We start from the raw sequence: 11,718 nt of genomic DNA on the forward strand, positions 1-11,718 counted from the left end.
CACGACGGCCCTGCCGGCGACGGCCCGGCCATGGATCCGCACGCCGCGCCGACGGGGCGGTTCGATCTCGTCGAGTTCTCCACGCGTCGCCGGGTGACGGTGTGGATGGTCGCGATCAGCATGATGCTGTTCGGTCTGATCGCCCTGACCAACCTCAAGGTCAACCTGCTGCCCGATCTCAGCTACCCCACGCTGACGGTACGCACCGAGTACACCGGCGCTGCGCCGTCGGAGATCGAGACGCTGGTCAGCGAGCCGGTCGAGGAAGCCGTCGGCGTGGTCAAGGGCGTGCGCAAGCTGCGCTCGATTTCGCGCACCGGCCAGAGTGACGTGGTGCTGGAATTCGCCTGGGGCACCGACATGGACCAGGCGGGCCTGGAGGTGCGCGACAAGCTCGAGACGCTGCAGTTGCCGCTCGAAGTCACGCCGCCGGTGCTGCTGCGCTTCAACCCGTCGACCGAACCGATCCTGCGCCTCGCGCTGACCGCCGGTGACAAGGGCGACGCGGTCGACGAACTCACGCGCATGCGTCGCTATGCCGACGACGACCTGAAGAAGAAGATCGAGCCGGTCGTCGGCGTGGCCGCGGTCAAGGTCGGTGGCGGTTTCGAGGACGAGGTCCAGGTCGAACTCGACCTGCAGCAGATGGCGCGGATCAATCTGCCGATCGAGAACGTGATCCAGCGCCTGCAGCAGGAGAACATCAACCTCTCCGGCGGACGCCTGGACCAGGGCACGCAGCGCTACCTGGTGCGCACGGTCAACCAGTTCTCCAGCGTCGAGCAGATCGGCGAGATGCTGGTCGCCACCCAGTCGGGCGGCGATGACGGCGCCGCGAGCGCGGCGCAGCAGATGGCGGCGATCGCCGCGGCGAGCGGTTCGCAGGCCGTGCTGGCGGCCGCGGCGTCGGTGCAGAGCGCATCGGGCGGAGACAGCGCGAGCATCGGCGGTGGCCGGGCGATCCGCCTGCGCGACATCGCCACCGTGCGCCAGGGCTTCAAGGAGCGCGAAAGCATCATCCGGCTCGGCGGCGCCGAAGCGGTGGAGCTGGCGATCTACAAGGAAGGCGACGCGAACACCGTCTCCACGGCCGACGCCGTGCAGGCGCGGTTGGACGCGATCCGGAAGGAACTTCCGCCGGACATGACGCTGACCGTGGTCGACGACCAGTCGAAGTTCGTGCGCGCCGCGATCCACGACGTGCGCACCGACGCGCTGATCGGCGGCACGCTGGCCGTGCTGATCATCTTCCTGTTCCTGCGCAACGGCTGGAGCACGCTGGTGGTCAGCCTGTCGCTGCCGATCTCCATCATCACCACGTTCTTCTTCATGGACCAGCTGGGGCTGAGCCTCAACGTCATGTCGCTGGGCGGTCTGGCGCTGGCGACGGGTCTGGTGATCGACGATTCGATCGTGGTGCTCGAAAGCATCGCCAAGGCGCGCGAGCGCGGACTGGGCGTGCTGGAGGCCGCGATCACCGGCACCCGCGAAGTGGGCATGGCCGTGGTCGCGTCGACCCTGACGATCATCGCGGTGTTCCTGCCGCTGGTCTTCGTCGAAGGCATCGCCGGCCAGCTGTTCCGCGACCAGGCGATGACGATCGCGATCGCGGTCGGCGTGTCGATGCTGGTCGCGTTGACGCTGATCCCGATGATGGCCTCGCTCAAGGGACGCCCGCCGCTGGCGTTTCCGGAGGAAGCACCGCATCCGCAGTGGCGTCCGCAGCGCCGCTGGCAGAAGCCGCTGGCCGCGACCGGTCGCGGCATCGGTGCGGGCTTCCGGGGCGTGCTGTTCGGGATCGCCTGGGCCGTGGTGCGCGTATGGCGCGTCATCGCGGGCGGCACCGGCCGGGTCATGGGGCGTGCCAGCGATCTGGCCATGTCCCCGTACAACCGCGCCGAGCGCGGGTATCTGAAGATGCTGCCGGCGGCGCTTGGGCGTCCTTGGCTGGTGCTGGGCACCGCGACCGCCGTTTTCCTGGTCAGCATGCTGGCCGTGCCGCTGCTCGGCACCGACCTGATTCCGCAGCTGGCGCAGGACCGCTTCGAGATGACCGCGAAGCTGCCGCCGGGCACGCCGCTGCGCGAGACCGACCGCATCATGCGCGAGGTGCAGCAGGCGCATGCCGGCGATGACGGCGTCGAACTGCTGTTCGGCGTGAGCGGCAGCGGCACGCGGCTCGATGCCAATCCGACCGAGAGCGGCGAGAACATCGGCAAGCTGAGCATCGTCATGAGCGGCGGCGGCAGCCGCGAATTCGAGGCGCAGCAGACCGAGCGCCTGCGCGGCACGATGCAGCAGTATCCGGGCGTCCAGGTCGACTTCGCACGGCCGCAGATCTTCAGCTTCTCGACGCCGCTGGAGATCGAACTGCGCGGCCAGGATCTCGACGGACTGGCCCGTGCCGGCCAGCGCATGACCGAGCTGCTGCGGGCCAATCCGCACTACGCCGACGTCAAGAGCACCGTGGAGCAGGGCTTTCCCGAAATCCAGATCGTGTTCGACCAGGAACGTGCAGGCGCGTTCGGCCTGACCACGCGGCAGATCGCCGATGCGGTGGTGCGCGCCGTGCGCGGCGAGGTCGCCACGCGCTACAACTTCCGCGACCGCAAGATCGACGTGCTGGTGCGCGCGCAGGAGAACGAGCGCGATTCGGTGGACCGCATCCGCAACCTGATCGTCAATCCCGGCAGCGCGTCGCCGGTACGCCTGGATTCCGTGGCCGACGTGGTGGCGACCGTGGGGCCGAGCGAGATCCATCGCGCCGACCAGGTCCGCGTGGCGGTGGTCTCGGCCAACCTGCGCGGCATCGATCTCGGCACCGCGATGGAGGAAGTGCAGCAGATGGTGGCGGAGAACCCGCTCGGACCGGAGGTCGGCCTGCACATCGGCGGCCAGGGCGAGGAACTGGCGGAATCGATGCGCTCGCTGCTGATGGCGTTCGCGCTGGCGATCTTCCTGGTCTATCTGGTGATGGCCTCGCAGTTCGAATCGCTGCTGCACCCCTTCGTGATCCTGTTCACCATCCCGCTGGCGATGGTCGGTGCGATCGGCGCGTTGCTGCTCACCGGCAACACGATCTCGGTGGTGGCCTTCATCGGGCTGATCCTGATGGTCGGTCTGGTGGTGAAGAACGCGATCATCCTGATCGACAAGGTCAACCAGCTGCGCGAGGCCGGCGTGGCCAAGCGCGACGCCCTGGTGGACGGTGCACGCTCGCGCCTGCGGCCGATCATCATGACCACGCTGTCGACGCTGTTCGGCTTCCTGCCGCTGGCACTGGCGTTCGGTGACGGTGCCGAGGTGCGCTCGCCGATGGCGATCGTGGTGATGGGCGGGCTCGCGGTGTCGACGGTGCTGACGCTGCTGGTGATTCCGGTCGTCTATGACCTGCTGGACCGCAAGCCGGACGCGTTTTACGCCGAGCGCGGTCGGCGCGCACGACTCGGCGCCGCCGCCGATCGCCCCGATGCGGAGGCCAGCGCGACATGAGCATCGCCGAGCTGAGCCTGCGGCGCCCGGTCACCACCATCATGTGTTTCATCTCGATGGTGGTGATCGGCCTGATCGCCTCGGTGCGCCTGCCGCTGGAGGCACTGCCCGACATCTCGGCGCCGTTCCTGTTCGTGCAGTTGCCCTACACCGGTGCCACCCCGGCCGAGGCGGAACAGAACCTGCTGCGACCGGCGGAAGAAACGCTGGCCACGATGAGCGGCATCAAGCGCATGCGCGGGCAGGCGGCCTCGGACGGCGCGTTCGTGATCCTCGAATTCAGCGACTGGGATCGCGACATCGCGATCAGCGCGTCCGAGGCGCGCGAGCGCATCGACGCGATCCGCGGCGATCTGCCCGACGACTTCCGGCGCTATTTCGTGCAGAAGTTCTCGACCGCTGACCAGCCGGTCCTGCGGCTGCGCCTGGCGGCGAATGTCGATCTGTCCGGCAGCTACGAACTCATCGACCGTCAGCTCAAGCGGCGCCTCGAGCGGGTGCCGGGCGTGGCGCGCGTGGAGATCAGCGGCGCGGCGCCGAACGAGGTCGAGATCGCAGTGCAGCCCGACCGCCTCACGGCACACGGCATCGAGCTCAATGCCCTCGCGACACGCCTGCGCGCGCTGAACTTCTCGGTGTCGGCGGGGCAGATCCTCGATGGCGGTCAGCGCCTGCGCGTGCAGCCGATCGGCGAGCTGGACGATCTGCAGCAGCTGCGCGACCTGGTCATCAACCCGCAGGGCCTGCGCCTGTCGGACGTGGCGGACGTGCGCCTGCGGCCGCAACGCATGGACTACGGCCGGCGCCTGGACGGACGCGCGGCGGTGGGACTGGAGATCTACAAGGAACGCGATTCGAACCTCGTCGAGGTCGCGCGCACGGTGCTCGCGGAAGTCGAGAGCGCGCGCAGCGAACCGGGTCTCGAGGACATCGACGTCAAGGTCACCCAGAACATGGGCGAGGAAGTGACGTCGTCGCTGATGGAGCTGGTCGAGGCCGGCGCGATCGGCCTGGTGCTGTCGATCGTCGTGCTGTACTTCTTCCTGCGCCACTGGCCGTCGACGCTGATGGTGACGCTGGCCATTCCGATCTGTTTCATCATCACCCTGGGCTTCATGCATTTCTTCGACGTCACGCTCAACGTGCTGTCGCTGATGGGCCTGCTGCTCGCGGTCGGCATGCTGGTCGACAACGCGGTCGTGGTGGTGGAGAGCATCTACCAGGAACGCGAGCGCATGCCCGACCAGCCGTGGCTGGCGTCGGTGCTGGGCACGCGCCACGTCGCGATCGCGCTGTCGGCCGGTACGCTCTGCCACTGCATCGTGTTCGTGCCGAACCTGCTGGGCGAGACCAACCAGATCAGCATCTTCATGACCCAGCTGGCGATCACCATTTCGGTGTCGCTGCTGGCGTCCTGGCTGGTGGCGGTGAGCCTGATTCCGATGATGGCGGCACGGATGAAGACGCCGCCGGCCGTGGCCCGCCCCGACGGCCTGATCCCGCGTCTGCAGCGCCGTTACGCGCGCGTGCTGCGCTGGTCGCTGGAACATCGCGGCTGGAGCGTGGTGGGGATCGTGCTGGTCGTCGCCATGAGCCTGGTGCCGATGACCCAGACCAAGTTCGACATGTTCGGCGACGGCAGCGGCGGCAAGGAAATCCAGCTCTACTACCAGTGGAAGGGCAGCTACAACCTGCAGCAGCGTTCCGACGAGGTGCGCCGGTTCGAGACCTTCCTCGACGAGAACCGAGACACCTACCGGATCAAGCAGCTCTATTCCTGGTTCGGAGAGGGTGGCGATTCCGGCACCATGATCACCTTCGACGATTCGGTCGGCGACACCAAGGCGTTGACCGAAGCCATCAGTGCGGCGCTGCCCAAGTCGGCCCGCGCGGAAGTCGGCGTGCGCGGCAGCGCGGGGCAGGGCGGTGGCGGCGGTGGTGGCGCCAGCCAGGGCGTGCAGGTGCAACTGGTCGGGGATTCGACCCAGGTGCTGCGCGAGATCGCGGACGGCGTGATCCCGATCCTGGCGGCCAATCCGGCGTTGCGCGACGTGCGCGTGGACGCGGGGGATCTCAACCAGGAACTCAACATCCGGGTCGATCGCGACCGCGCAGCGGCGTTCGGCTTCAGCGCCGAACAGGTCTCGAGCTTTGTCGGCCTCGCCTTGCGCGGCAGCCAGTTGCGCGAATTCCGCCGGGGCGAGGATGAAGTGCCGGTCTGGGTGCGTTTCGCAGGTGCCGAGCAGTTCAACGAAGCCGACATCGCCAGCTTCATGGTGCAGTCGCCCGATGGTCGCCGCGTGCCGCTGACCAGCCTGGTCGACATGCGCGTCGAGCCCGCGGCCAGCCGCATCACGCGCGCCGACCGTCAGACCTCGCTGACGGTGCAGGCCAACCTCGCCGGCGAGACGACGATGCCCGACGCACGCAAGGCGCTCGAACAGACGCTCGAATCGATCCCGTTCCCGGCCGGCTACGGCTACACGTTCTCGGGCAGCGGGTTCGAGGACGATGCCGAAGCCAGCCGGCAGATGGTCTTCAATCTGCTGATCGCGGTGATCATGATCTACGTGGTGATGGCGGCGGTGTTCGAGTCGCTGCTGTTCCCGGCGGCGATCATGAGCTGCGTGGTGTTCTCGGTGTTCGGCGTGTTCTGGCTGTTCTGGCTCACCGGCACCTCGTTCACGGTGATGGCCTTCATCGGCATCCTGGTGTTGATGGGCGTGGTGGTGAACAACGGCATCATCATGGTCGAGCACATCAACAATCTCAGACGTCGCGGCATGTCGCGGCTCGAGGCGCTGGTCGAAGGCAGTCGCGAGCGCCTGCGGCCGATCCTGATGACCATGGGTACCGCGATCCTCGCGATGATTCCGATCTCGCTGAGCGACACCGTGGTGCTCGGCGGTCTGGCCTACTCGCCGATGGCGCGCGCGGTGGCCGGCGGTCTGGCGTTCTCGACGGTGGTGAGCCTGCTGTTCCTGCCGACGATCTACGCGATCCTCGACGACATGCGGCATGGCACCGCGCGCTTGATCCGGCGGGCGCGGGGTGTGCAGGGGGAGCCTGCTGCTGCCGCAGGCTGATAGGCCTTTCCAGGTACATGGCGCCCGATCGGGCGCCATGTTTTTTTGGCTTTGGCGCTCGTTCTGGCTTTGGCTTTGGATTCTGGCCCTGGCCCAGGCCCCGGCATTAGCATTGGCATTGGCTTTCGGCCTTTGACTTCAATCGAGCCGTAAAGCGAGCCGAGCATCGCAGGGCGGCGGGGTCGGAGAGCAGCCCATGTCTGAGCGCAGCGAGTTTGGGCTGCGTGCCCCGTCGACCGAGAAGCGCAGGGGACCGCCGCGGCTGTATCGCGGCGGATCGCGTCCGGCGAAGACGGTTTTGCTTACTTTTGCCAAGACAAAAGTAAGCCGCGCGACAGCGCGGAAGCCCTGTACTTGATCTTCGCTCCTGCGATTGATTCTTTGCTTCGAATATCAAGGTCGCAAAGCGACGAGCGAAGAAGCCCGAGCAAGTGCAGGGCTTTCGCCCGCTGCGCGTGCGAGTCCCTTTTGGATGGACCCAAAAGGAACCAAAAGGTCCCTTCGCCGGACGCGAGCCGATGCGATACAGCCGCATCGGTCCCCTGTGCGCCTCGCCTGACGCAGCACGCAGCCCAAACTCGCTGCGCTCAGACATGGGCTGCTCTTCGGCCACGCCAGACTCCGGTGCTCGGCTCGCTTTACGGCTCGATTCCAGATAAAGAGCCACAGCGACAGCCACGGCAACAGCAGCAACAGCAGCAGTAACAGCAACAGCAAAGCCTCAAGCCGAACGCGAAAAGCGAGAAGCGGAAGCAAGAAGCAAAGAGCTACCGAAGAGCCAAAAAACAGAAGCGCCCAAGCGCCTGCCTTGAAGAGAAGGCGAAACTTTGCGCCGTCACTTGCGTGCCAAACGCACGCGTCAGCTGAGCACCCTGCCGGCAATCCGCAAACCCGCCACCCACACCCCGATGCTCGAGCCGATGTTGGCGAGCAGGAAGCTCAGCAGCGTGCGCGAGACACGGTTGCGGTACCAGCCGCGCACGGTGCCGGCATCGTCGCGCAGGGAGAGGAAATCGTTGTAGGCGGGCTTGCGGATGTAGGCCTCCACCAGGCCGCTGAAGAGTCCGGGGGAGATGCCCGGCGGACGGATCGGCTTGAGCGGCGCGGCGATCGCGGCGGCCAGGATGCCGAGCGGATGCGACAGCGCAGCCAGGGCGCCCAGGGCCGCGAAACCGGCCGTGATCACGACCCACTCCTTGACCAGCTGACGGCCCAGTTCCGCGCCGCCCTGATAATAGCCCCAGCCGATCATCGCCACGATCGCCAGGGTGATCGCGGTCATCACCCAGCGGACGCTCCGGCCCTTGGGCGCGTGCTCCAGCGCGGCGCTCGTGGCTGCAGGATCCTCGCGGTCCTCGGCGAGGTGCCGCGCCAGGCCTGCGAGATGCCCGGCCCCGACCACGGCCAGCACGTCGCGCGCATCGCCGGCCTGTTCGCGCAATTTCGCGGCCATGTAGCGGTCGCGCTCGGCGATGATCGCTTCATAGAGCTGCGGACTGCTCTTGGCGAACTCGCCGAAACTCGATTCGAGCATGTCGCCCTGCTTAAGCTTCTCGATCTCCTCTTCGCCGAGTTCGTCGGACGCCATCAGGCCGCCGAGCAGGCTGCCGACCAGCTTCATGCGGCCGAAGAAACCGAGTTTCTTCGACGCGCGCTTGAACGTCAGGCCGACGTCGCGATCGATCAGCGCGACCGGCAGGTCGCGTTCCTTCGCCAGCACGACCGCACGCTTGAGTTCGGCACCCGGTTCGATGCCGAGCTGTTCGGCGAGACGGCGCTGGTAGGCCGCCAGCGCGAGATTGGCCGCGAACAGCGCCACGCGCCCCTTGCGGATCACATCGACCAGGTTGAGTTTGGCGAGCGCGTCCGGATCGCTGATGGCCTGCAGACGTTGCGCATCGAGTTCGACAGCCACCGCATCGAAGGCGCCGCTGCCGATCGCGTCCTCGACCGCCTCCACGCTGACCCGTGACACGTGCGCCGTACCGAGCAGGGTGTAGCGCACGCCGTCACGTTCGACGATCGCATGCGGCTGCGACTGCCAGGTCGTGGCGTCAGGTGGCGTCATCGGGTCGGTCATCGGATCAGTCTTCGGGTGGGGTGAGCGCGCGTGCACCGGGTGCGCGCGGCAGGCGGATGGGGTCGAATCACCGCCGGGGTTCGACGCGAGCCCCGGACGGTGCGCCGACGTGACGCGGGGAGCACTGTACCGGGGCGTCCGCCGTCGGCGTCATCCGATGGCGGGCATGGCATGCACCCGGTACGCAGCCGGCGACGGCGTGACACGGGCGCGTCAGCGGATCAATCGATGTAGCGCTTGAGCAGATCCCCGTAAGCGTCGATGCGACGGTCGCGCAGGAACGGCCAGATGCGGCGGACGTGCTCGCTGCGGCCGAGGTCCACCTCGCAGGTCAGCACGGTCGGCTCGGTCCCGGCCTCGGCCAGAAACTCGCCCTGCGGACCGAGCACATGGCTGTTGCCCCAGAAGTCGATGCCGGACGCGCCGATCGGCGACGGCTCGTGGCCGACGCGATTGCACGACAGCACGGGCAGGCCGTTGGCGACCGCATGGCCGCGATGGCTGAGGATCCAGGCATCGCGCTGGCGCTTCTTCTCGCCGTCGACGTCGGTCGGATCCCAACCGATCGCGGTCGGATACAGCAGCAGGTCCGCACCGGCCAGCGCCATCAGGCGCGCGGCTTCCGGGTACCACTGGTCCCAGCACACGAGCAGGCCGAGCCGGCCGACGGACGTGTCGATCGGCTTGAAGCCGATGTCGCCCGGCGTGAAGTAGAACTTCTCGTAGAAGCCCGGGTCGTCCGGGATGTGCATCTTGCGGTACTTGCCCGCGGTGCTGCCGTCGGCGTCGAAGACCACGCCGGTGTTGTGGTACAGCCCCGCGGCGCGGCGTTCGAACAGCGAGCTGACCAGCACGACCTTGTGCTGCTTCGCCAGCGCGGCGAGGCGTTCGGTACTCGGTCCGGGAATCGGTTCCGCGAGATCGAACTCGTCGACCGACTCGTGCTGGCAGAAATAGGCGCCGTTGTGCAGTTCCTGCAGCAACACGAGCTTCGCGCCCTGCTTCGCGGCTTCGGCGACACGCGCTTCGATGATCGACAGGTTGGCGTCGGCATTGCCGGTGCCCTGGTCGATGACGGCGCGCTCCTGGATCAGCGCGACGGGCAACGTGGTCTTGCGGGACATGGATTCGAACCCTCCTGGGATGACGACAATGCTAACGCGCGACTGCATGCGGGCAGCTAAACGCGTCGCTGCGCGCAGCGGCACACCCGATGCCGGCCACGACGCGCGCAGCCGCCGTCGGCGCGGACCGATACACGGCAAGCCCGCGGATCAGACGTCTGACAGAGGCGGTGCGAGCGCGCGGGTCGATGTGTAGCGCCCCACGACCTGCCGGTGTCAGCCGGGCAGCACGTCGCGCAACAGGCCCGTCGGCAGTTGCATGGTGATGCAATGCAGGCTGCCGTTCTGCCAGATCAGCGGCCGGCATGGCACCTGCACGATCTCGCGGCCCGGATGCGCCTGCGCGAGGACGGCCGCTGCGGCAGCATCCGCCGGATCGCCGTAGGCCGGCATCAGCACCGCGCCATTGAGGATCAGATAGTTCGCGTAGCTCGCGGCGAGGCGGCGACCCGCGTCCAGCACCGGCCGCGCCCAGGGCAGTGGAAACAACCGATACGGCGCGCCATCGCGCGTCCGCAACGCCGCGATCTCGTCGGCCATCGCCTGCAGCTCCGCGTGATGCGGATCTGCAGGGTCGTCGCAGGCCTGGAACACGATCGCATCGTCCGGCGCGAAGCGGGCGAGGGTGTCGATGTGCGCGTCGGTGTCGTCGCCTTCCAGATAGCCGTGGTCCAGCCACAGCACGCGGTCCTGCGCCAGCCAGTCGGACAGTCTGGACGTCAGCACGTCACGCGGGACCTCGGGATGACGCTCGTGCAGGCAGCGCCAGGTCGTCAGCAAGGTGCCCGCACCGTCGGTCTCGATCGCACCGCCTTCGAGCGCGAAATCGATCTCGCGTCGCTGCGCTGCGTCGGTGAACACGCCGGCGGCATGCAGATGGCCGACCAGCTGATCGTCCTGGCGCGCGTCGAACTTGCCGCCCCAGCCGGTGAAGCGGAAATCGTTGAGCACGAACGTGGCATCGTCACGTCGGAGCGAGATGGGGCCCGAATCACGCAGCCACGTGTCGTCGTAGTCCGCCTCGACGAACTGGACGCGAGCCATGTCGATACGGTTCGACGCCAGGCGCACGTAGGCGTAGCTCTGGACATCCTCGTCCGGCACGCAGATCACGACGGGCTGGAAACGGGTGATCGCCGCCACCAGCGCGATGTACGTGTCTTCCACCTCGCCCAGGCGCGCGGCCCAGTCGGTGTCTTCGGTCGGCCACGCGATCAGGATCGCGGACTGGGGTTCCCACTCCGCGGGGAAGCGCAATGCGGTTTCGGTCATGGACTCAACGGATGGCGGGCTTGGGGCCGATCTCCGATGCCGTGGCGCGATTGGCGACGGTATCGATGACCCGGTTCCGCTCGAAATAGACGGTGAAGGTGGGATAGACCCAGCGGTTGATCGTCGGCCACTGGCGCTTCTGGCCGCCACGTGGATCCATGCGCTCGCTCGGCACGCCGAAACGCGCTTCCACGTCCGCCATCGACATGCCGCGGCTCGGCATGCCGGTATCGGCAGTCTGCTTGGTACGGTCGACGAGCAGGGTGTCCGCGGACGCGGGAAGGCTGGCGAGCAGCGCGCAGCTCAGCGCGGTGCCTGCAAGGATCGAAGCGAAGGAACGCGACATGGCGGTGACTCCAGGGCAGGACAGCGGTGGACGGCGAAAGTGCCGGAACGGTGCTCGCGACTGTGTAGCAGAATTCGCGCGACGGCGACGCCACGCGGTGCAGCGGCAACGCCAAACGAAGAAAGGCCGCATCGCTGCGGCCTTTCTCGCGTGCATGCCGCAGTCGCGGCTGCAACGCGTCTCAGCGCTGGCGCGCCTTGAAACGCGGGTTGGACTTGCAGATCACGAAGACCTTGCCGCGGCGACGCACTACCTTGCAATCGCGGTGGCGGGTCTTCGCCGACTTCAGGGACGACAGGACCTTCATGGTAAACCTCT

At 67.4% G+C, this 11,718-nt stretch carries 7 protein-coding genes; 2 read left to right on the forward strand and 5 right to left on the reverse strand.

Annotated features, from left to right (window positions below; all coding sequences use genetic code 11):
* Nucleotides 1-30: 30 nt before the first annotated feature.
* The gene (locus CURTO8I2_RS03270; protein ID WP_159678631.1) at nt 31-3,492 is read left to right on the forward strand and encodes an efflux RND transporter permease subunit; all 3,462 of its coding nucleotides are present in this window, start codon (nt 31-33) and stop codon (nt 3,490-3,492) included.
* Nucleotides 3,489-6,578: an efflux RND transporter permease subunit gene (locus CURTO8I2_RS03275; RefSeq protein ID WP_159678633.1), complete on the forward strand. Its 3,090-nt coding sequence runs from the start codon at nt 3,489-3,491 to the stop codon at nt 6,576-6,578. Before CURTO8I2_RS03270 ends, CURTO8I2_RS03275 begins: the two co-directional genes overlap by 4 nt.
* Nucleotides 6,579-7,437: 859 nt before the next feature.
* On the opposite strand, the gene CURTO8I2_RS03280 is transcribed toward CURTO8I2_RS03275, so the two are convergent.
* The 5 genes from CURTO8I2_RS03280 to ykgO all read right to left on the reverse strand — a co-directional run bounded on the left by CURTO8I2_RS03280 (nt 7,438) and on the right by ykgO (nt 11,707).
* Nucleotides 7,438-8,658 carry a TraB/GumN family protein gene (locus CURTO8I2_RS03280; RefSeq protein WP_159678635.1) on the reverse strand — a complete coding sequence of 407 codons (1,221 nt, stop codon included), beginning with the start codon at nt 8,656-8,658 and terminating at the stop codon, nt 7,438-7,440.
* Nucleotides 8,659-8,879: 221 nt separating this feature from the next.
* On the reverse strand, nt 8,880-9,782 hold the full coding sequence (locus tag CURTO8I2_RS03285; protein ID WP_159678637.1) for a carbon-nitrogen hydrolase: 903 nt from the start codon (nt 9,780-9,782) through the stop codon (nt 8,880-8,882).
* Between the two features lie 216 nt (nt 9,783-9,998).
* The gene (locus CURTO8I2_RS03290; RefSeq protein ID WP_159678639.1) at nt 9,999-11,054 is read right to left on the reverse strand and encodes an agmatine deiminase family protein; all 1,056 of its coding nucleotides are present in this window, start codon (nt 11,052-11,054) and stop codon (nt 9,999-10,001) included.
* 4 nt (nt 11,055-11,058) lie between these two features.
* Entirely contained in the window at nt 11,059-11,400 is a 342-nt protein-coding gene (locus CURTO8I2_RS03295; RefSeq protein ID WP_201295475.1) for a hypothetical protein, read from the reverse strand.
* 181 nt (nt 11,401-11,581) lie between these two features.
* Nucleotides 11,582-11,707 carry a type B 50S ribosomal protein L36 gene (ykgO, locus tag CURTO8I2_RS03300; protein WP_005913193.1) on the reverse strand — a complete coding sequence of 42 codons (126 nt, stop codon included), beginning with the start codon at nt 11,705-11,707 and terminating at the stop codon, nt 11,582-11,584.
* Between the last annotated feature and the right edge of the window lie 11 nt (nt 11,708-11,718).

Source organism: Luteimonas sp. 9C (assembly GCF_902506295.1).
Classification (GTDB): Bacteria; Pseudomonadota; Gammaproteobacteria; order Xanthomonadales; family Xanthomonadaceae; genus Luteimonas.